At 52.1% G+C, this 21,028-nt stretch carries 16 protein-coding genes; 8 read left to right on the top strand and 8 right to left on the bottom strand.

The window, feature by feature from the left end; genetic code table 11:
* The first annotated feature begins 4 nt into the window (after positions 1 to 4).
* Positions 5 to 151 carry a hypothetical protein gene (locus P8N76_02910; protein MDG2380598.1) on the top strand — a complete coding sequence of 49 codons (147 nt, stop codon included), beginning with the start codon at positions 5 to 7 and terminating at the stop codon, positions 149 to 151.
* A 145-nt stretch (positions 152 to 296) separates the two neighbouring features.
* On the opposite strand, the gene P8N76_02905 is transcribed toward P8N76_02910, so the two are convergent.
* Positions 297 to 1,748, bottom strand: a complete 1,452-nt coding sequence (locus P8N76_02905) for a leucyl aminopeptidase (GenBank protein ID MDG2380597.1) — start codon at positions 1,746 to 1,748, stop codon at positions 297 to 299.
* A 161-nt stretch (positions 1,749 to 1,909) separates the two neighbouring features.
* On the opposite strand from P8N76_02905, the gene P8N76_02900 reads away from it, so the two are divergent.
* From P8N76_02900 to P8N76_02890, 3 genes are all read left to right on the top strand, one after another.
* Positions 1,910 to 2,842, top strand: coding sequence for a prepilin peptidase (locus tag P8N76_02900; protein ID MDG2380596.1), 933 nt, complete (start codon positions 1,910 to 1,912; stop codon positions 2,840 to 2,842).
* Positions 2,843 to 2,857: 15 nt separating this feature from the next.
* Positions 2,858 to 3,658 (top strand): SDR family oxidoreductase, encoded by an 801-nt coding sequence (locus P8N76_02895; GenBank protein MDG2380595.1) that lies wholly within the window; start codon positions 2,858 to 2,860, stop codon positions 3,656 to 3,658.
* A 192-nt stretch (positions 3,659 to 3,850) separates the two neighbouring features.
* Positions 3,851 to 6,454, top strand: a complete 2,604-nt coding sequence (locus tag P8N76_02890) for a TlpA disulfide reductase family protein (protein MDG2380594.1) — start codon at positions 3,851 to 3,853, stop codon at positions 6,452 to 6,454.
* 9 nt (positions 6,455 to 6,463) lie between these two features.
* On the opposite strand, the gene P8N76_02885 is transcribed toward P8N76_02890, so the two are convergent.
* Together P8N76_02885 and dgt are read right to left on the bottom strand one after the other, a co-directional pair.
* Positions 6,464 to 7,513, bottom strand: coding sequence for a PIN domain-containing protein (locus tag P8N76_02885; protein MDG2380593.1), 1,050 nt, complete (start codon positions 7,511 to 7,513; stop codon positions 6,464 to 6,466).
* Positions 7,514 to 7,931: 418 nt separating this feature from the next.
* A complete protein-coding gene (dgt, locus tag P8N76_02880; protein MDG2380592.1) occupies positions 7,932 to 9,056 on the bottom strand; it encodes a dNTP triphosphohydrolase in 1,125 nt (374 codons plus the stop codon).
* Between the two features lie 95 nt (positions 9,057 to 9,151).
* Here dgt and uvrA point away from each other — a divergent pair, with 95 nt between their 5' ends.
* On the top strand, positions 9,152 to 12,004 hold the full coding sequence (uvrA, locus tag P8N76_02875; GenBank protein MDG2380591.1) for an excinuclease ABC subunit UvrA: 2,853 nt from the start codon (positions 9,152 to 9,154) through the stop codon (positions 12,002 to 12,004).
* 202 nt (positions 12,005 to 12,206) lie between these two features.
* Here the strand turns inward: uvrA and gap are convergent, their stop codons facing one another.
* On the bottom strand, positions 12,207 to 13,226 hold the full coding sequence (gene gap, locus P8N76_02870) for a type I glyceraldehyde-3-phosphate dehydrogenase (GenBank protein ID MDG2380590.1): 1,020 nt from the start codon (positions 13,224 to 13,226) through the stop codon (positions 12,207 to 12,209).
* 228 nt (positions 13,227 to 13,454) lie between these two features.
* Between gap and P8N76_02865 the strand changes: the two genes are divergently transcribed.
* A complete protein-coding gene (locus tag P8N76_02865; GenBank protein ID MDG2380589.1) occupies positions 13,455 to 14,252 on the top strand; it encodes a methyltransferase domain-containing protein in 798 nt (265 codons plus the stop codon).
* Here P8N76_02865 and P8N76_02860 read toward each other — a convergent pair.
* Together P8N76_02860 and P8N76_02855 are read right to left on the bottom strand one after the other, a co-directional pair.
* Positions 14,249 to 15,241, bottom strand: a complete 993-nt coding sequence (locus tag P8N76_02860; protein MDG2380588.1) for an NADPH:quinone reductase — start codon at positions 15,239 to 15,241, stop codon at positions 14,249 to 14,251. The two genes, P8N76_02865 and P8N76_02860, sit on opposite strands and share 4 nt — an antisense overlap.
* Positions 15,242 to 15,416: 175 nt before the next feature.
* Positions 15,417 to 16,235: an NAD(P)-dependent oxidoreductase gene (locus P8N76_02855; GenBank protein ID MDG2380587.1), complete on the bottom strand. Its 819-nt coding sequence runs from the start codon at positions 16,233 to 16,235 to the stop codon at positions 15,417 to 15,419.
* Positions 16,236 to 16,404: 169 nt separating this feature from the next.
* Here P8N76_02855 and P8N76_02850 point away from each other — a divergent pair, with 169 nt between their 5' ends.
* Positions 16,405 to 17,838: a sulfatase-like hydrolase/transferase gene (locus P8N76_02850; protein MDG2380586.1), complete on the top strand. Its 1,434-nt coding sequence runs from the start codon at positions 16,405 to 16,407 to the stop codon at positions 17,836 to 17,838.
* A gap of 4 nt (positions 17,839 to 17,842) precedes the next feature.
* Positions 17,843 to 18,850: an aldose 1-epimerase gene (locus tag P8N76_02845; protein ID MDG2380585.1), complete on the top strand. Its 1,008-nt coding sequence runs from the start codon at positions 17,843 to 17,845 to the stop codon at positions 18,848 to 18,850.
* A gap of 49 nt (positions 18,851 to 18,899) precedes the next feature.
* Here P8N76_02845 and P8N76_02840 read toward each other — a convergent pair whose 3' ends face one another.
* Positions 18,900 to 20,096 carry a dockerin type I domain-containing protein gene (locus P8N76_02840; GenBank protein MDG2380584.1) on the bottom strand — a complete coding sequence of 399 codons (1,197 nt, stop codon included), beginning with the start codon at positions 20,094 to 20,096 and terminating at the stop codon, positions 18,900 to 18,902.
* A gap of 326 nt (positions 20,097 to 20,422) precedes the next feature.
* Entirely contained in the window at positions 20,423 to 21,001 is a 579-nt protein-coding gene (locus P8N76_02835; protein ID MDG2380583.1) for a putative metallopeptidase, read from the bottom strand.
* Between the last annotated feature and the right edge of the window lie 27 nt (positions 21,002 to 21,028).

The raw sequence follows: 21,028 nt of genomic DNA, 5'->3' as shown, positions 1-21,028 counted from the left end.
GGCTGTGATTTCTTGTTGTGATGCGTATCAACTAAAGCTTGCGAATCGAAGTCGATATGCTTCGATGCTTGCGGAGCGATTCGGTGTTGTTGCCGATGATACACAGATGGGCACGGTCGGCCACTTGCGACAGATGCGTCTCACCGGTTAGGTGCGAAGGTTAGGTGCGAAAACACGGGGTTTCGTGAAGCGTCGCGGAACAAACATCGTTCGCCTTGATCCGCGCGGGATCTCGGCGCGGCACGCACTGTTTTCGGCCTGCCGCGGGGTGTAAGCGTGCTCTTCATGCGAGAGCATCAGGATTGGCGAGCCAGCTCGATGAGTGTGCGTACAAGGGCGCCGCTGGCTCCAGTCTCAAGCCAGGGCTTCGGTTTTTCAAGAAAAGCAGGTCCTGCGATGTCGATGTGTGTCCAAGGAGTCTCATCGACAAATCTTTCGAGTAACTTTGCCGCAGTGATCGCACCGCCCCAGCGGCCCTCGCCGACGTTTTTGATGTCAGCTACGCTCCCTAGAATTTGCTTCCCATATTCCGGGAACATGGGCAACTGCCAGACTTGCTCGCCAGCGCTGTCAGCGGCCGATGCGATCGCGTCACACCAGGCTTGATCGTTTGTCATCAGTCCTGCGACATCCAAGCCGAGTGCGACGACACAAGCACCAGTAAGCGTCGCCAAGTCGACGATATGTTTTGCGTTGTTCTCGACGGCCACGGATAAAGCGTCTGCCAAGACGAGTCGCCCTTCGGCGTCCGTATTGTGGACTTCGATAGTCGTACCATTTTTTGCAGTCAGGACGTCACCCAGCTTGTACGCGTCGGCGCCAGGCATGTTTTCCACTAGCCCCATCAGTCCCATCACGTTGATCGGCAGTTTTAATCTGGCAATTGCTCGCATTGCTCCTAATACGGTGGCGGCTCCTGCCATATCACACTTCATTGTCTTCATCGATTCACTGGGCTTCAGTGACAGGCCACCTGAATCGAACGTAACACCTTTGCCTACCAATGCCAGCCAATCATCTGCTGCGTTGCCGCCTTGATGTCTCAGGATCACCATTCGTGGTGGTCGGGAAGAGCCTCGAGCGACAGCGAGCAACGCGCCGCAGTTTTCCGATTCGAGCTTCTGTTCGTCCCAAATCTCACAATTCATCCCCGCTTCTGTAGCAACCTCTTGGGCGACGTTGGCAAATGATTCGGGATACATCGCATGAGGTGGTTCGTCGACCAGGCGACGCGTCAGATTTACACTTTCCCCGATGAGTATGCCTTTTTGACCTGCTTCGTCGTCCTTGGTCAGCCAGATTAATCCGGCCGGTGGCGTTCGCTTCTGCTCAGTCTGATAGAGGCCGGGGCCCTGAAATCCAATCAGAGATCCAGCAACGGCGGCTTCGATGCAGGCCGACGACCATGATTCATCTGCGGCAAAGGCTAGCCGATCGCGATGACCGCTCGACAAACTTCGAGCTGCTGTCGCAGTCGCCCGATAGGCGTTGCCTGGTTGAAGCTCATTCGAATCGCCCAGTCCGATCAACACCACGATCGGACTTTTGACACCGCTAAGATAATATAAGGTCTTGATTGAGCCAATTTCGGCTTTAAATTCCTCTGATTCCAGCAGCCGTTGGATCAATCCGTTGCTCACTTCATCAATGATCTGAGCGGCCGAACTGAGACGGTCCTGATAGACGCCGACGACAACGGCATCAGCTTCGACCTGTTCGATAGATTCCTGTCGGGTGGTAAACTGCATGCGAATGATTCCAGATTCAAGATGGTTTTGGACTCGGGTTGCGGATGTCACCGATAGGTGACTTGCCACATTCTAGTGCTTCCAGCAGAATCTTCACACCAAGGCAAGGCATCGTCGTCGCGCCGAAGCCAGAAAGGCTGCTCAAGCAGTTAGGAAACTCGGTGAACATCGCCCAAACAAGCCTCGAATCACTCACGATTGCCATTGATCAATTACCCTGGCTGGCAGCAATCTGGTTTTGCTTCTTGGGTGGATGTATCGGCAGTTTTATGAATGTGGTTGTTTATCGAATACCGGCCGGTATGAGTTTGATGCATCCTGGATCTTGTTGCCCAAATTGTCAGCATGCGATCCGCGCGCGCGATAACCTCCCAGTGCTTGGCTGGCTATTGCTGAAAGGCCGCTGTCGAGATTGCCAGGTGCCGATCTCGAGGCGCTATCCGATCGTTGAGGGTATTGTGGCGGCGGCGTTTCTGATATTTTGGTGGGCCGATGTTTGGCAGCTGCAAAATCGTATTGCGTCAGTGGACGTGCGTTTAAGCTTGTTTGCGATTCATGCTTTGCTGTTTTCTACGATCTTTTGTGTTGCCTTGATGGATCTGGATGGGCATCCGGTCACCGCTGCACTGTTTCTTCCTTGTCTGATCGGATTTGTCTGCAGCAATTGGGCAAGTCCGATCACCACGCGGTTGCTTCAAGATGATCAAATGTGGGTCAATCCACTACTAGGTGGAGCATTTGGCGGCTTGGTTGGCTTGTTGGTCGAACCCCAACTGACAACCCGTTTCCAACGAACAAATCGACTTTGCGTTGCTGCTTTGGTGGGCATCACGATGTCGGCGACGGCTGTTGCAGTGATCGCTTTGGTTGCCAGTCTCAGCAATGTTCTGTTCCCACTTGTTGCCAGCAAGGCCCGTTCAATTTGGCTACTTGCCTTTGCAGTGGCAATGGTTGTCTGGGTCGCAAAACTGTCGGATATTGTTCAATACGTTCTGCCAGAACGTGTCACGCAGCTAACATGCCTCGGTGGAGTACTCGCGATCTACGCGTGCGGCTACGGCATCGACTACGCTCGACGAAGGTTACTGAGATGAAGGTGAGAGTCCACGATGATAAATGAAACCAAACATCACGCACTATTCGGAACGGAACAACCGGTTGCCTTGGTGACTGGGAGTGGGGCGAAGCACCGTCTTGGTCAATCGATCGCTCGCGATCTGGCTCGAAATGGTTATCGACTTGTGATCCACGCGAATCGATCGGCTACCGAGGCCGAGCAGTTTGTCGAGGAGCTGCGCTCTCAGGGGACCGACGCCATTTGGCAGGTTGCCGATCTTAGTAAGCAAACCGAAGTCGAAAAAATATTTGAGGAATGCCAACGGGCTTTTGGACGCTTAGATGCGCTCGCCAATTGTGCATCAATTTGGGAGCGACGTGAACTGTCAGAAATTTCGGACAACGACGTCCGGCGCCATTTTGAGGTGAACACACTCGGCACGTTTCTCTGCTGCCAGATCGGTGGACAAATCATGGTTGATCAACCGTCCGGCGGGGTGATTGTCAACTTTGGAGATTGGGCGACGCGACGACCGTACGAAGCCTATGCGGCCTATTTCGCCTCGAAGGGGGCGATCCCTACGATTACCCGTGACTTTGCGATCGAGTTAGCTCGGCGAAATCCTCGCATTCGGGTCAATGCGGTTCTGCCGGGTCCTGTGACCTTGCCCGACGACCTGCCTTCAGCCGCGCGCCAAGCTGCAATCGATTCCTCCTTACTTAAACGAGAGGGTAAGCCCGAGCATGTGGTGGACGCGACCCTGTTTTTGCTCGAGCACGAGTACCTGACGGGCGTTTGCTTACCAGTCGATGGGGGCCGCTCGATTTATGCACCCACGGATCATTGGCGTTAAGCCGCGTCGTGAACGAGGGGGGAACGGCTTGAGAGCCTGCTGGGGGTGCTAGCACGCAGCGATTTGTGCAGAATTCTAGCCGATGAGGTCGAATCGAGCTTCTTCGATTCGCAGAGCTTTTTTAAATTGGGAGTAGCCGAATTCCTACTGTGTCCCACTTTTATTCTGCAATCAAAAGCTAAGTGAGCTTTCATGAACGATTTGAGATCCATTCGTTGTCGTTGGATGTTCTGTTGGTTGGTCGCCTCAACCCTTCTCCTGTCGATCGGCTGTCGCCCCTCGATCGAGGAATCATCATCGGAGGTTAGTTTGTTGGAGGCGGTGGGAGCGAATCCGCTTAGCGCGTCTGTCGAACCCATTGACGTGCCAAATGGCACGACCGAAGAGTTGCTTGAATTCATCGATGAAATTCAAGCCAGTGAGTTGAATGGCATGGATCTCTCGTCGCGACAAATGAAGAGCGAGCATCTTGTCGTTCTGAACCGTGTGATGGAAGCTCGAGCCGAAGCATGTAACAAGATTCTGGCTCAAGAAAATGATGCCAGAACTCGATTGTTGGCAAGCCGATTGAAGTTGCAAGCGTTACAGACGCTTGCGCTTTTGAACTCTGAAGAGGGTCGAGTTGCGTATGACAAGTTTGTTGTCGAACTAAAATCGAGTGGTAATGCGGATCTCGAGCGATTCGTTTTAATCGCGGAATTTGAAGGCCAAGTAAATACGTTCTTGAATTCGCAAGAGCAAGATGATTCGGCACTGCGAAGCCAGTTGGAGAGTTTTCTGCAACATCCCAACCTTGATTCGACGGCGTTCAACACGGCGAGTCGTACGGCCGGTTTAGTTTTTCAACAGGGGCACGTTGCCTTATCGGCCGATATACTCGAATCTGTCGGTGAGCGTTTTCAGAAAGATGCCGATACGGAAGTGGCAGCCAGCGCCAGGGCGCTGATCGGCGAAGCGACACAAGTCAGAATTACCCAACGTGTCAGTGAAGCGTTAACGGGAGACGCAACTGGACTGGCATCGCTCGGCGAAACGGTAAGCGAGGCCTTGAAGGATAGCCGCACGCGAGATGACGTGTTGGGCTACGCGCTTCAAGCAGCCCTCACCTTTGAATCACGCGGCAGCTTTGAGTCGGCACGGCAAGTGTATCAAATCGTGCAGGATCATTACGAAAGCACTGATGAAGAGCTGATGGCAAGTCTGAATCGTTCGGTGCAGTTGGCCGAGCAACGGATGGATTCGATTGGTAAGCCCATGCAGATAGACGGAGTCCTATTGGATGGCGAACCGTTTGATTGGGAAGCTTATCGAGGGCACCACGTGGTGGTTTGTTTTTGGCAAAGCTGGCACAGTGGCTGGGTGCAGGAAGTTCGCAGCTTAAGACGAACAATCGCGCCGTATCGCGATCAAGGGGTGAAAATCGTCACGATTAATTTGGATGACGATCGAAATGGTCTGGAAAGATATTTGCAGGAAAATCCACTCTCGTTGCCGATCATTGTTAATCCGGATGCCAGTGCGGCGGGCTATCAGAATCCAAACGCCTTACGTGCTGGGGTCGAGTCAGTGCCTTACACGTTGCTCATTGGTCCGCAGGGAGTCGTGCTTGACATCCATTCGAAAGGGGACCGCTTGCAATCCCTCTTAAAAGAGCGACTCGGAAGTTCTGATACGGCCGAAATCGCGCGCGACAGGAATGGCTTGCGTTACGTCGCCGTTCTTTCACCTGAGTCGGATGTTGAAGCGGCGAAAAGCCAAGAGGCTTCGGCAGTGACCGGGTTGTCAAAAGAGTTGCAGGAGACAAATCCTTACGCTCCTCCGGCCGATGCCACCGCCATCGGTTTGATCGACTTCATTCTGGAAATGCAGGATAAGCCTCGCAGCATTCAGCGTCGAAAAGGATTTTCGCTCGGCGTTGTCGAAGCTTCGGACCGATTGCTTGCTTCGGACGCGAAGGAACGGTGGAAGACGATCGCTTTGCTGGCGAAGACAAAATACCTTCACCGAGATGCGTCCTGGGGCAGTGCAAAATCGGAAGAGGCGTTAAACCGAACCATTGATCAATGGAAGGATGATCCACGGCCGGCGGTTGTCAACGAAATGCGATTTCTCCAACTGGAACAACAGGCATTGGCGTCCGACGATACGGCGAAGGATGAACTCCCCGGTTTGTTGAACGCTTTGATCGAATTTTGCGAACAACAGTCGTTGAATGGGCGACATCTTCGCTTAGCTTCCCAATCGGTGCATGTGGTCAATCGACTCGATGCGCCGGATCGAGAGACTTATTTTCAACGCTTGGGGACGGAATTCGTAAAAAGCGACGACAAGCAATTAGCGGCCTATGGGAAGCGAATTGCCCAGTCTGCCGGCTCTCAGAAAGATTACTTGAACAAGCCTCTTGTGTTGACTGGGGTCACGGCCGATGGAGGTCGCTTTGATTGGGATACCTATCGTGGGAATTGGGTCGTTGTCGATTTTTGGGCGACGTGGTGCGGCCCTTGCCGGAAAGCCATGCCAGAACTGCGAACCCTGGCGAAACAGTATCAAACGCAAGGGCTACAGATCGTAGGAGTCAATCTGGATGAAGACTTGAAGGTGGTGGCCGAGTTTCTTTCCCAGGAAGAGTTACCGTGGGCGAATCTGATCGGTAAAGAGGCAACAGAGACTGCCAAGAAGTACGATGTTCGATCTATTCCGAAACTGATGCTCGTCGATCGGAAGGGGCGAATCCGCTTTGTATCTCACAAAGTGGCAGAAATCGCTCAGCGTATCGAGGCCGAGGTGGGTACGTAGCGTTTGAGCCTAACTCTCTTGAGCGTTTTTGTTTTTCTGGGGTTCCTCTATCGCGGCTTCGAACCGGCCAAAGATCATCCGTCCTGCACTCGTTTGCAAAACACTGGTGACGTCAACTTTGACGGTCTCTTTCACGTAAGGGCGACCACCCTCGATCACGATCATCGTACCGTCGTCCAAGTAGCCGACTCCCTGACCACTCTCCTCGCCCTCTTTGACGACTCGTACGACTAAATGCTCGCCGGGGAGGAAAATGGGTTTCAACGCATTGGCTAAATCGTTGAGATTCAGCACTTCCACGTTGTGAATTCTCGCCACCTTGTTGAGGTTGTAATCACCGGTCACCAACTTGCCTTCGAGGCGGCGTGCGAGCAAGACAAGTTTCATATCAACCGGTTGCGAAGCCATCTCGGGATGTTCGCGATCGTAGATCTTCAGGTCGATCTCAGGGGTCGTCCTTAGTCGATTCAAAATATCCAAGCCGCGACGCCCACGACTCCGTCGGAGTTTGTCGTTGCTGTCGGCAATGTTTTGCAATTCGGCCAAGACAAACCTGGGCATAATCAATTGGTTGTCCAGGACCCCCGCGTCGACCACATCCGCGATGCGACCATCGATCACGACGCTTGTATCGAGAATGTACGGCTTGATTCCTTTTACTTCCTTGGCGAATTCGACGTAGGGAATGATGAATCGAAAGTCATCTTTGGTCTGAATTAAAATGCTGACGCACGTGTAGCAGAGCATCATTGCAAGTAGCAATTGAATGGCGGTGCGATAATCTTCCGGAACGATTGGCGTCATCGCGATGTTGGCAATGAAGGTCATGAAGAGTCCGACCAGCAGGCCGAAATAGATCGCCGTAATCGTCTCAATTCGCTTGCGTGGAATGAAGAGATCCAGAATGATGACGGCACAGGCCAGACCCACCACGATTAACACGACGGCGAACGGCGACCATTCGGGATCTGCCGGCACGAGTGAATCAGAATTAATGAATGTGACTGAAAGGCCAATCGCGACCAGCAGGAATGCGCAGCGGAGGATGAACAGTGCCATTTCGATTTTACCGCCTGTTGGTTCTCTGGGGTAGCCAATTAACTTGGCAAGTAAACTTAACCAACCGATGCGAAACGGTACGATACGAAGTCATGACTCCGATCGTATCAATCGTGCTGCTTCGCGGATACGAGTGGGGGTGTGGAGTGCCCTGTCTCTCGGTAGTTCAGAGTGCTTTTGGGGCATGCAAAAACATCATCTTATCCTTCCAAGTTATCATCTGCACCCTGTTCGCGACTAGTCCCGCAGGTTTTTTTGAGCTGTAGGATTGTTGTGGTCCCAACACAGATCCGTTTTATTCGCTGCTGTCCAACGGGTGATCGGCTGGTTTAGGCCGATATTACCGGCGAGGAGAATTGAAGCTGTTGGGGCGTGTGATTCGTGAGTTGTGTTGAGGCAGGGCTGTCCGAGAGGTCACTCACGATTGGCTCAGCACCTGGTGCTGTCGCGAGAAGAATTGATCGGTCATGCCTGCGAGATAGTCGGCCGCGGCACGTCGAATTCCTGTTGTTTGCATCCGATCTTGAAACTTGATGGGCAACCGCTCGGGAGACGTGGTTAAAATATCAAACGCTTCAAGCAATTGTTGTTGTGCCTGATGTCGGCCTGCCACCACTTGTTCATGGCGATAGACACGATGATAAAGAAATGTTTCCAAGGCCCGTTTTTCTTCTGTCATCTTCGTGCCCGTCGTCACCGTCCGCTCCACCTGCTGAGCAGCCACCGCGCTGGTGAACTGATGACGGGCAATCGCTGATCGACTGAAAGCCAGCACGTTGCTCACCTGGCAATCAATTAATTCATGGACAAGCGTTCGTCGCAATGCCTTGCCTTTGAGCACTCCGAATCGATCCCGTATGCGTTGCAGACAACTGCTAATTAATGGAACGTCCTCGAGTTGTTGAATAGAAAGCAGGTTGAGCTTTACGGCATCATCCACATCGTGGGCGTCGTAAGTGATGCTGTCTGCGATGTCGACGACCTGAGCTTCCAGCAGAGGGTATTGTTTTACTTCTTGCTTCATGGCGCGCCCCACTTGGCCATTAAGGACCTCGCGAGTTAGATTTAACCCAGGAAATGTTGGGTAGGGGCGTTCGAGTTCTGTGACTAAGGTGAGTGCAAAACGATTGTGTGAAAATCCGCCTTCGGATTCAAGACAATCGTTCAATGTGTCCTCCCCTGCGTGACCGAAAGGGGGATGGCCAATATCGTGAAGCAATGCCATCGCTTCGATCAAATCCTCATTCAGTTGCAAGGTGCGTCCGATGGTGCGGGCGATCGATGCGACCTCCATCGTGTGGGTGAGTCGCGTTCGATGGTAATCGCCCATGTTGCCGGTAAACACCTGTGTCTTGCCGCTTAATCGTCGAAAGGCGGCCGAATGCAGGATACGGTCTCGGTCTCGTTGAAAAGGGCCTCGATAGGGGTGTTCTGTTTCGGCTTGCTCACGACCACCAGTGTCAATGCTGTGCATCGCATAGTCGGCCAGGTAGGCCGATTCGCGGGCCGCATAGTCGGGCTGCGTGTGCAAGGTTTTTTTCATGTTCGTCCTGATTGCTAGCTAAGACTTGCCCCGCCGATTGGCCTTTGTTACGGTAGCAAGTTTAGCGTTCCGGCAACAACATTGGCAGAGCAACTATGGCGTCGAAAGTCGTGCCAGCCAACAGCGATTCGGTCACAACGAACGGGCATGTGCAGATTCGTGGGGCTCGCGTTCATAATTTGAAGAATCTGAGCCTCACTGTTCCGCGAAATCGCTTTGTCGTGATCACAGGGCCGAGTGGGTCAGGCAAGAGTTCGTTGGCCTTTGACACGTTGTATGCGGAAGGGCAGCGACAATATGTCGAAAGCCTCTCGGTTTATGCAAGACAGTTTCTCGATCAAATGCAGCGGCCAGATGTTGATTTGATCGAAGGGCTGCAGCCGACAATTTGTATCGATCAGCGTTCCGGCCAAATGAATCGGCGCAGTACGGTGGCGACGGTCACCGAGATTTATGATTATCTGCGACTGCTGATGGCCCGGTTGGGGAGTCCGCACTGCTACCGCTGTGGTCGAGAGATCAAGCAACAGGCTGCTGAGCAGATTCAGGATCGCCTCATGCAAATGCCTGAGGGCACGAAGGTCATGATCATGGCTCCGATGGTCCGCGGTCGCAAAGGCGCTCACAAAGATATTTTTGCTCGGATTCGAAAAGCTGGATTTGTGCGAGCGCGCGTCGACAGTGCGGTGGTGGATCTCGAGAATGTTCCTGAATTGGCTCCTCGTAAAGTTCATCATATTGATGCGGTCGTTGATCGTGTGATCATTCGGCCAGGTGTCACGGCGCGGGTGGGTGAGTCAATACGATTGGCGATTCATCATGGCGAAGGTTTGGTTGTTGCCTGCTACTTGACTCCCGAGGAAGAAGCCTCGGGAAAGAATCCGATGCCCTGGACAAACGAATTGTTCAGTACCGATTATGCGTGCGCTGACTGTAATTTGAGTTACGAGGAGTTGGAGCCACGCACTTTTAGTTTTAACAGTCCCTATGGAGCCTGCCCGGTTTGTGAGGGGTTGGGGGTCATTGATGAGTTTGATCCAGAACTCGTAATACCCGATGCAGATCGATCGATCGATTCGGGCGCCATCGAACCTTGGCGAAGTTTGAGCCGTTCCGCACTGGCCAAACAACTCAAACAATGTGAAGCGTTCTTTAAAGCCAATCGGGTCGACGTCGCGCAGCCAGTCTCGGAATGGAGCTCCAAGCTGTTCGAAAAGTTTTTGACGGGCGATCAGAAGAAGTTTGTTGGTTTATTGATCTTGTTGGAAAAGGAGTATTCCACGGCAACCAACAAGAAACGTTTGACGCATTTGGAAACGTTTCGTGGCATTGTTAGTTGCCAAGCTTGTAACGGGTCACGTTTGCGTCCTGAGGCCACCAGCGTTCTTCTAAATGGAAAGGGTATCAATGAAATTGTTGCCTTGTCGATTCAGAAAAGTCGAGATTTTTTCGGGGGTTTGTCGTTTTTAGATGAGGAATGGGATATTGCACGGCCGCTTTTGAACGAGATCAACAACCGGCTCAAGTTTTTGGACAAGGTGGGTGTTGGTTATCTAACGCTCGATCGACCCACGGAAACATTAAGTGGAGGTGAGCTGCAACGGGTGCGGCTAGCGACAAGCATTGGATCGGGGCTTGTCGGTGTCTGTTACATTTTGGATGAGCCGTCGATCGGACTGCATCATCGTGACAATCAGCGGTTGATTGAAGCGCTGCGAGAATTGCAGTCACTCGGCAATACCGTATTAGTGGTTGAGCATGATGAGGCCATGATGCGGCAAGCCGATCAATTGATTGATATGGGGCCAGGCGCAGGAGACCGAGGTGGTTTTCTTGTTTCGCAAGGGACGCCGGCCGATGTGAGTGCTGATCCCAACTCAACCACGGGTGTCTACTTGTCCGGTGTGAAGGAGATACCCGTGCCAAAAAAACGGCGACGCACGGCGAAGACTCGATCGCTGACGATCGAAGGGGCTCGGATCAACAATCTTAAAGAAGTCAGTGTGAGAATCCCCCTGGGAGCTCTCGTCTGTATCAGCGGGGTAAGCGGTTCCGGAAAGAGTTCATTGATCAACGAGACATTCGCCCCCGCGCTGATTCGGCGCTTGGGGGGGATGGCTCCTAAGCCCGGACCTCACAAAAGTTTGCGAGGTGCAAGTCAGATTGACAAGGTCGTGCCCATCGACCAATCTCCGATCGGTCGTACACCCCGCAGTAATCCGGCCACTTACACAGGCGTCTTCGACGAGATTCGCAAAATCTTCGCCGGCACACGCGAAGCCAAGCAGCGTGGGTTTGGTGTGGGTCGATTTAGTTTTAACGTCAAAGGCGGGCGCTGCGAGGCATGCCAAGGGCAGGGCGTGCAGAAAATTGAAATGAACTTTTTGCCTGACTTGTACGTTACCTGCGACGAATGTCAGGGAGCAAGGTTCAATCGTCAAACGCTTCGAGTCCATTATCGAGGGCGTTCGATCGCCGATGTGCTTGATATGAGGATCGCCGATGCGGTTGAGTTCTTCGAGAATTTTTCCACGACAGCGCGGTTGCTGCAAACACTGCTGGACGTTGGACTCGGCTATCTGCCGTTAGGACAGCCTTCGACAACGCTATCTGGCGGCGAGGCTCAGCGAATCAAGCTGGCTACCGAATTAGCGCGTGTCGACACGGGAAAAACGCTCTATCTATTGGATGAACCGACCACCGGACTCCATTTTGTCGATATCCAGAGATTGTTGGGCGTGCTGAACCGCCTCGTCGAAAAAGGGAATACGGTTGTTGTGATTGAGCACAATTTGGATGTGATTAAGGCGGCTGACTGGGTGATCGACATGGGGCCTGAAGGGGGAGATGCGGGGGGCGCCGTGGTCGCCTCCGGGACTCCCGAACAGCTGGCGAACGTAGAAGCCAGTTGGACGGGTAAGGCCCTTCGCGAGTTGTTCGCAGTTTGAGTTGCCGGAATGCAGTTTGATTGCCGACCGACTTCCTGTGAAATCAGATCACTGAAATGCGATTTCAGCCGGGTCGCCCCCGGGAATTCGAGAGGGTATTTCGGAGTTGTTTTGTGCCAGAGAGCGATGGCAGCAAAACGCCCTTGGTTGCCGGCGGGCAAAACCAAGGGCGAATGGTATTGTTCGTTAGAAGCGAAGTGGACTACATTTTGCCAAATCGAGCGACCAAGTCGGTCGTTCGGCTGCTGTAGCCCCATTCGTTGTCATACCAGCTCACGATCTTAATCATTTGATCGTGCAGGGCTTGCGTGAATGGTGCGGCAAAAATGGAGCTGTGCGGATCGCCAATGATGTCGCTGGAGACGATCGGATCCTCGGTGTAGTAGAGAATGCCTTTCAAGGGGCCCTCAGCAGCTGCCTTGACGGCCGCATTGATGTCGTCCGCCGAAGCTTTTTTCGTCAGGTCTGCAGTGAGATCGACGACGCTGCCCGTCACAACGGGAACTCGCATGGCGATACCGGTTAGTTTGCCTTGCAGCTCCGGAATGACCAATCCGACAGCTTTCGCAGCACCGGTGGTCGTGGGGATGATGTTTTGGGCAGCTGCTCGAGCACGATAGAGATCGCTGTGTGGCATGTCTTGAACGCGCTGGTCATTCGTATAAGCATGCACGGTCGTCATCAGACCCCGCTCAATGCCGAATGAATCCTGCAGCACTTTCGCAACTGGAGCCAAGCAGTTGGTTGTGCAACTTGCATTCGAAATACATTTCATATCGGCGGTCAGCTTGTCGTCGTTGACGCCCAACACGACGGTCAAGTCAGGTTCGTCCTTGGCGGGTGCACTGATTACAACCCGTTTGGCACCGGCGTCCAGATGCGAGTCATAGCCAGGCTTGCTATCCGATTTACGAGCCGTGAACACACCCGTACTTTCGACAACAACGTCGACTCCCAAGTCACCCCAGGGGAGTTCAGCCGGATTTCGGACCTCGAAGACTCGAATCTTCTTGCCGTCGACAATCAGGTTTTCGTCGTCATAATCGACAGTGCCGCTAAACCGGCCATGAGTACTGTCGTACTTCAAGAGCGTGGCAAGGGTCTTGTTGTTGGTAAGGTCGTTGATGCCAACAATCTCAAACTCGTCTCCGCGAGCGATCATGTTGCGAAATGTGAGTCGACCGATGCGTCCGAAACCGTTAATTGCTACGCGAACTGCCACTTTTGTTACTCCTGTCACTCTCAAATCATCAATATGATCGCCAACGAATCCCGAATTATACTGGTGGGCTTGCAGACCAGCAATGGCCCGAAGTCGCCGGATTCGTTCAGTTGGCTCGATCCGATCCCTAGTCTGAGCCCTAGTCCGTTTCATTGCCGGTTGAGGCGGCCAGGGTGATGAGTACGGTTGACTCCGCAACCGGTACCTAAACTCAAACGAGTGACCGAGATGAATCAATCTGAATGTTCCGACTGGCAGATCCCGCCCGGCGTTTCTCGGGGCGTTTGGGACTATACGCAAGCCGATCACATCGCAACTGATTATGATCGCTATTTTGCCGATCACCAATTGATGCAGCTCGATCTGCAAATTGCGCGACAATTCATCGGCTTGAATCGGCACGTGATCGACCTAGGATGTGGAACGGGTCGAGCCCTCCTGCCGCTGGTTGGTGAAGGTCGAACGGGTATCGCGGTTGACCTTTCGGAACAGATGTTGCGTGTCTTGCAGCAAAAGGCAGTGGAAGACAATTTGAAGATCGATTGTGTCCGAGCTAATGTGGTTGATCTATCTTGCTTTTGCGATGAGTCGGTTGATGATGCAATCTGTCTGTTCAGCACACTTGGAATGATCGACAATGATAGCTGTCGACAGGCTTGCCTCAATCATGTGAATCGCATCTTGCGACCCGGCGGAGTCTTCATTCTTCATGTCCACAATCTGTGGTTCAATCTTTTTGATCCCCGAGGACCGGGTTGGCTGCTGCAAAATCTGATTCGCTCACGAGGTCAGGTGCAGCGAGGCCGAGGTGATCGCCAGTACGATTATCGGAGTATCCGTAATTTCTTTCTTCATGTTTTCACGCGATTCGAATTGAATACGCTCTTGCACAAAGCAGGTTTTGAAGTTGAACAATGGAACATGATAGGGGCGGCGAGTCATGGCCGACTACGACGGCCATGGCTGTTGCCGAGTTTGCGGGCCCGAGGTTGGATTGTCGTGGGCCGCAAGCCAAACGCAGATTAGGGACGCAAGACGATTTTTCCTGCCAGCGTTTCAGCCTGATGAAGTGTATTTGCTTCTTGGAGAGTGTGAGCTGCTGCTGTTTCTGACAATTGAAATCGATGTCCGATGCGGGATCGAATCGCTCCCTGATCAAGCCAGTGGTTGATATCTTTGGCACAATGCTGTTGTTCTTCTGGAGTGGCTTTGAACATGACGAAGCCATGTAAGGAGCAGCCTTTAACATAGAAGGGTCCGACCGGAAACTCGGGTCGCGCATCCCGTCCGGCCATTAAAATCAGCCGGCCTCGCTCGGCCAATAGCGATGTGAGTTGATCAAAATCCGGTTCTCGTTTTGTTTCCCAAACAACATTGACTCCTTGTGGTGCAAATTCGAGCGTTTCTGCAACGACGTCCTGCTCCCGATAGTTGATAACCACATCCGCTCCGAGTTCTCGGCAGATGGCAACTTTTTCAGCACTTCCAGCAGTTGTGATCACACGAGCACCGATTGCTTTGGCCATTTGCACGACCATCGATCCCACTCCGCCAGAGCCGCCTTGCACAAATATTTTTTCCGCGGATTGGAGTTTTGCATCGCGAAACAATCCTAGATGGGCCGTAATACCGACTAAGGCACAGGCAGCCGCATCTTCATCGCTGACATCGTCCTGGGTAGGATAGAGCCAGCACTCATCGATAGCGGAGTATTCAGCGAACGTTCCTTGTCTGCCTAACAGTCCCTGGTTGCTACCCCACACTCGATCGCCTTCTCGAAAGCGAGTTGCTTCAGGACCGCAACTCACCACTTCGCCAGCAACGTCGCAGCCCAGAATAAATGGCATTGGCATTTCCCAGTAACCAGCGCCGTTACGTAAGTAGGTGTCGATCGGATTAACCGCAACTGCTTTAGTTTCAATAAGAACTTGGTTTCCTGAAAGTTCTGGGTCGGGTAGATCCCCAAATTTGATTTGATCGGGGGCACCTGTTTGTTCAATATATGCGGCCTTCACGAGGGGTACTCCTTGATATCGTCGTGGTTTTCGGCTGTTATAGAATGCACCGTTGCGAGCAACCATGGTGCGATGGTCTTTGTTGGTTTTTGCACTGAACTCCAACGGGCTTGTTGGAGTTTTCGTTTGGTTGAGTATTTCTCGTCATGCACTGACATCCAGCCCACAACCGCGATCAAAGAAAGAAATCTGGCATTAGCTCGGCAGTTGGGTCGATGGCATATTGATCCAAATTCGTGATTCCGGCCGTTTGTAATACGTCATCATCGACGAAGAAGTTGCCCGTACATGAAGAGCTGTCTTGCGTCAGAATCCAATGAGCCGCGTCGGCCATGATTTCTGGTTTGCGGCAACATCGCATCGCTTCAGCACCTCCCAGTAGATTTTGTACAGCTGCGGTTGCGATTGCTGTGCGAGGCCAGAGCGCATTCACGGCGATTTGCTTCGATTTAAATTCGGCTGACATGCCCAGCACACATTGACTCATTCCGTATTTTGCCATGGTGTAGGCAACGTGCGGAGCGAACCATTGTTGTTCCATGGTGAGTGGTGGCGAAATGTTCAGGATATGTGCATTGCTTGCCGACAAGAGATGCGGCAAACACTTTTGAGAGCAAAGGTAGGTGCCGCGAACATTGACCTGATGCATGAGGTCGAAGCGTTTCATGGGCGTATCGAGCGTTCCGGCCAAGAAGATTGCACTCGCATTATTAACCAGGATGTCGATGCCTCCAAATTTTTCCGCAGTACGTCCGACGGCCTCTTCGACTTGTTCTTCAAAACGAATGTCGACAACACAGGCCATACCCGTTCCACCTGCAGCGTCGATTTCGTCGACGGCTGAATGGACCGTCCCAGGTAGCCGAGGGTGTGGCTTATCTGTCTTGGCGGCAACGATGACGTTTGCACCATCTCTGGCAGCTCGTAATGCGATGGCCTTACCAATGCCCCGGCTTGCTCCGGTAATAAACAATGTTTTTCCCGCTAATGACATTCATCGGCCTCGTCGGTTCGAATTCGTATTTGAATGGAATCGGTCTGTGAATTGCAATTAATTGTCTCGGTATTCGCCAGGCAGTACAATCGGCCTGCCGTGGCATTCGGGGAAAACCTGGCTTGCCGACTTGCTTCATCTGCTAAGTATCAAGAATCTGAAGTCAACCATGATTAAAAAATCATATCGCGTTGCATGCGAGCGTCCCTTATTTCGATGGTCTTCTCGGGTTGCGCTGTTGCTGACCGTCATCTCTTGTGCATCTTCGGTGGGGGCAGCACCCGAACGGCCAAACATGCTCGTGATTTTGGTCGATGATTTGGGATATGGAGATTTGAGTTCCTACGGGGCCAAGGATCTTCAATCACCCCAGATCGACCGATTGATGAAGCGTGGATTGAGATTTGACAATTTTTATGCGAACTGTCCGGTTTGCTCTCCGACCCGTGCCTCGCTGTTGACGGGATGTTATCCGGAGCTTGTAGGGGTGCCGGGTGTCATTCGAACGCGCGCCGCAAATAGCTGGGGATATATGAGCCCCAATGCGATACTGTTGCCAGAGTTATTGAAGTCGGTTGGCTACGACACGGCGATTATCGGCAAATGGCATTTGGGTTTAGAAGCGCCCAATCGTCCTCGGGATCGTGGATTTGATCTGTTCCACGGATACCTGGGGGACATGATGGACGATTATTACACGCACCGTCGACACGGAATTAATTACATGCGATGTAATGAAGAAGAGATCGATCCTTCGGGACACGCCACGGATTTGTTCACGCAGTGGTCTTGTGATTATTTGCGATCTCGTGAGGGTGAAGATCGACCCTTCTGTCTTTATCTCGCCTATAACGCCCCGCATACACCGATCCAGCCTCCTGCTGATTGGTTACAACGTGTGAAATCACGAGAAGCAGGGATTGATCCCAAGCGAGCCAAGCTTGTCGCCTTAATTGAACACATGGATCAATCAATCGGGAAGGTATTAGGGTGTTTGGAAGAATGCGGGTTGTCTAATGACACGCTGATCGTATTCACTTCTGACAATGGCGGGCAACTGAATGTTGGTGCCCAAAATGGTAATCATCGGGATGGCAAACAGAGTATGTATGAGGGTGGACTGAAAGTGCCAACCTGTGTCGTCTGGCCGGGGCAGATTCAAGCAGGAACACGCACCGATAACATTGGCCTCACCATGGATCTGTTGCCGACTCTTTGCGAAATCGCGGGTGTGGAATTGAAGCATTCCATCGATGGGATATCGCTCGTTCCTACGCTGATGGGTAAGCCGCAAGTGACTGGGAATCGAGATCTGTTCTTTCATCGCCGAGAAGGGGGAGATCGATATGGCGGTCTCACGATTCAGGCCTTGCGACAGGGCAAGTGGAAGCTGTTACAAAATAGTCCGTTTTCTCCGCTGGAGCTCTACGATTTAGAAACGGATCCCCTTGAAGCCAGCGATCGAGCCGTGGATGAATCAGCCGTCTTTCGCAAGATGTCTGCTGTGTTGCGAGCCCATATCCAACGTGGTGGAGCCGTTCCGTGGCAGAAGTTCGAACCGTCTTCGTTCTCAGAACCCGTTCAGAATCCGGCTGGGGAGTGACCTGATGAAGCTTCATGTGATTCTTTTTTGTTTGCTGACTGCTACGGTTGCTCGTGCTGGGACAGTTGAAGTTGAGCGAGACCCGAAAACCAATTGGCAGGTTTATACGCTGACTCAGGCAAAGACGACCGCGAAAGTGATTCCCGAAGCTGGCTGCAATCTGTTTTCATTTTGCGTGGAGGATGTGGAATATTTGCGTGTACCTGATGAATTGAGTCGGGTTCCAGGCGTTGGATTTGGAACTCCGATTCTTTATCCGACTCCGAACCGAGTGCGCGGTGCTCAATTCAGTTTTCAGGGACGAAGATTTCGTTTTCCGCCCAACTCGGCGGGAAACTTCATTCATGGATTGGTGCACAGCGTTCCTTGGCGCGTCACAGGCTCGTCGGTTAATGACGAGCAGGCGACACTGAATGCTGAATTGGTGTTCGATGCAAAAATGAAAGGATTCGACAAATTTCCACTTCGCCATCGCATCGGTTTGTCGATCACGGTTGCCTCAGGTTCGGTTCGTTGGGTGTATTCGGTTGACAATTCTGAAGGAACGACGCCCGTGCCGTTTGGTTTTGCCCTGCATCCATATTTTCTCTATCAGGGTGATCGTGCTAAAACATTTTTGACGGTGCCAGCGACTCATTGGATGAAATCCGAAAAGCGACTGCCTTTAGGTGAGTTGGTTCCACTCGGACAAACTCCGTTCGATCTGCGAAAGCCGATTTCGTTTGGCCAACTGAAACTGGATGACGTGTTCTTTGGGATGCAACCTGATAAGCCTGTGGTTGTTGAGTTCCGCGATATGAAACGTCGATTGGTGTTGGAAAGTGATGAGGCATTTACTCACCTCGTCGTCTACACGCCGAATCAACCCTTCTTTTGTGTTGAAAATCAAACTTGTTCTACGGACGCCCACAATCTTGCTAGTGCAGGAAAAAACCGGGAGGCTCACTTGCAGATTTGTCCGCCCGGCCAAGTGAGAAAGGGTTGGGTTCGCTTTGTGGTCGAGACGAATTGAAGCGACATCACCTCTGACTATGTTTGACGACTTTCATCGCCCTGATGGATTAGCGTCGTCGCAGGAGTGCGACTAAGCCGATCAAGAGCAGGACAACGCTCGAGGGTTCTGGAACGGCAGCTACAGCAGCACGAGGGCCTTGTTCGTATCCGCCCGATCGGAATGCGATGACCAGATCGCCGCTGCCGAACGTCATGTCGCCATCCCAGTCGCCTTCTGCCCAACCAGCCATTTCACCGCTCTCATATTTGCCGGCACTGAATACTGTAACGAGGTCGCTGCTGTTGAACTCGCCGTCAAGATTGGCATCGCCAAAGTAGCTATTGTTGATCGATTCGATCCAAAAAACGCGATCATTACTGTTGACTGCTCCGTCGTTGTTGACGTCGAAGCGGGTTTCCGAGTCGCCTGCTTTGAATGCCGCGCTGAGCTCGTCCATGTCCACGTCATTGACGGCGCCGTCACTGTTCACGTCGCCCGGGATACTGCCGCCACCCTCCACTGGATGACCAGGGATTGTGACCGTGTCAAAGCCAATCCAGCTATTAGGACCACGGTACGAATCATAGATGTCGATGCGATATGCCTTGTCGTTGTTTGCGTACGATGCAAGGTCTGCTTGCGAAATTGAAACCGTTTCCCATTCGTCACGCGTTTCGGCGTCGAACGGATTTCCTGGGCGATGTATGCCATCGTTATAAAAACTTGGAAATGCGTGAAGAACGTATTGGTTCGTCTCGACATCGAGCAGGGCATAGCCCTGTAAATCGGTATTTGAGTAGGTTTGGAGGATCGGCAATTCATCCGGTGATCCGGGTGGATCGTCGACGTCGAAAACGCAAGAATCTTTGCTGTTCCCACAACCGCCCATCATGTCAATCGAAAGATCGCCCGAGCTGTCTAGCAAGAATTCAGGAGATCGTAAAATGTGTGTGTGGCAGACGACGCCCATCAGACATTCACGCTTCTCCCAAGGGGTAGGAATGATTCGGTAATCAGCCGAAGTTGCTGGCAAGAGATTGAATCCGTTGAACGGAAACTTAAATTCGATTGTCTCGTTTGACGGAATCCAGGTCACGCTCTCTTGCGGAAGTGCTTCGCCATCCACGCCTATCAATTGCCAATCTCCCAAGGTTCCATCGTCGAATCCATAGACGAGTGTATCAGCGTGGGAAACTTGATTAAGAAGAAAGTAAACGCAAATTGCCGCGATCCAAAGCGATGGCTTAACTGAGTTGCCGATCATTGAACAGGTCTTCTTTTGGCCATTGATGGGTTTGCTGAAATATCAATTGCTAGCATTTTAAAGGGAAGTCATTCACAGCGCACCCGGTGATTTTGTGCGATTAAGTGAAAGTGCTACAAATATTATTTTAATCATGTCTGGAGAACACGGTCGGCGATCGGTTTTCGTGTTCATTTTTCTTAATGACTTGGTTGTGGCTCAGCAAAACGCAGTCGATACGCTGCCAGATGACGCAGGTTTTCGTGACATTTAACCGCGAGTTTCGAAGAGGAAAAGTCGTTTGGCGGTAATTGCTTGCGAATTGAAGCTTGGTCAAGTAACTCAGCCTAGGCGACGGCAATCAATTTTGGGGTTGGAAGGCGCGTGCCGAACACGCTTCCGTAAGCCTTGCTGAGCTCGGAAAAGTTAAGTTTTAAAAAGTTCAGCAATTCGTCGCGCGGTTGTGTCGCGAGCCAGCGATTGGCGAGTATTTCCATGCGAGCGTCGTACTCTTTTTGGGAGTGCGTGTGGGCATAACAGCGACCCGCATGGCGGCGAATATCGCCATTGAATTCGGGGTTAATGTGCCAGAGTTCGTGTAGCAGAGTTACCAGTTTTTCATGAAAGTCAACGTCCATGAAGCGAGGCAGGTACAACGTCAGAATGTAAAGCAGTTCGGCACCACGATCATCGTAGATTCGTTGCACGGTATAGGTGCGACGGCCTTGTTGCATGGTGAGCGATCCATCGAGAAATCGCATGGGAGTTAGGGTCGCATGAGTTCCATAGCGGGAGCGATTCCTCGCCTGTGCGAACGCGATTGCGACTCGATTGAGATCGATGTGTTGAAGTTCAGGTAAGCGAGCAATCATGTCGTCGATAACGACACGAATTTGTGACGTGAAGTTGATTCCGCGAGCATCCATGCTGGAGAACCTTGGCTCAGGGAAGGG

The sequence above is a fragment of the Pirellulaceae bacterium genome (genome assembly GCA_029243025.1).
Lineage (GTDB): Bacteria > Planctomycetota > Planctomycetia > Pirellulales > Pirellulaceae.
Note: the sequence above shows the minus strand (reverse complement) of the source record. Positions and strands in the feature narration are given on the sequence as shown.

Bases quoted from the DNA above. Each gene is read 5' to 3' on its own strand.
- P8N76_02835 (MDG2380583.1), bottom strand. From the start codon at position 21,001: ATGGATGCTCGCGGAATCAACTTCACGTCACAAATTCGTGTCGTTATC.
- P8N76_02895 (MDG2380595.1), top strand. From the start codon at position 2,858: ATGATAAATGAAACCAAACATCACGCACTATTCGGAACGGAACAACCG.
- P8N76_02905 (MDG2380597.1), bottom strand. From the start codon at position 1,748: ATGCAGTTTACCACCCGACAGGAATCTATCGAACAGGTCGAAGCTGAT.
- P8N76_02840 (MDG2380584.1), bottom strand. From the start codon at position 20,096: ATGATCGGCAACTCAGTTAAGCCATCGCTTTGGATCGCGGCAATTTGC.
- uvrA (MDG2380591.1), top strand. From the start codon at position 9,152: ATGGCGTCGAAAGTCGTGCCAGCCAACAGCGATTCGGTCACAACGAAC.
- P8N76_02855 (MDG2380587.1), bottom strand. From the start codon at position 16,235: ATGTCATTAGCGGGAAAAACATTGTTTATTACCGGAGCAAGCCGGGGC.
- P8N76_02845 (MDG2380585.1), top strand. From the start codon at position 17,843: ATGAAGCTTCATGTGATTCTTTTTTGTTTGCTGACTGCTACGGTTGCT.
- P8N76_02865 (MDG2380589.1), top strand. From the start codon at position 13,455: ATGAATCAATCTGAATGTTCCGACTGGCAGATCCCGCCCGGCGTTTCT.
- P8N76_02850 (MDG2380586.1), top strand. From the start codon at position 16,405: ATGATTAAAAAATCATATCGCGTTGCATGCGAGCGTCCCTTATTTCGA.
- P8N76_02885 (MDG2380593.1), bottom strand. From the start codon at position 7,513: ATGGCACTGTTCATCCTCCGCTGCGCATTCCTGCTGGTCGCGATTGGC.
- P8N76_02890 (MDG2380594.1), top strand. From the start codon at position 3,851: ATGAACGATTTGAGATCCATTCGTTGTCGTTGGATGTTCTGTTGGTTG.
- dgt (MDG2380592.1), bottom strand. From the start codon at position 9,056: ATGAAAAAAACCTTGCACACGCAGCCCGACTATGCGGCCCGCGAATCG.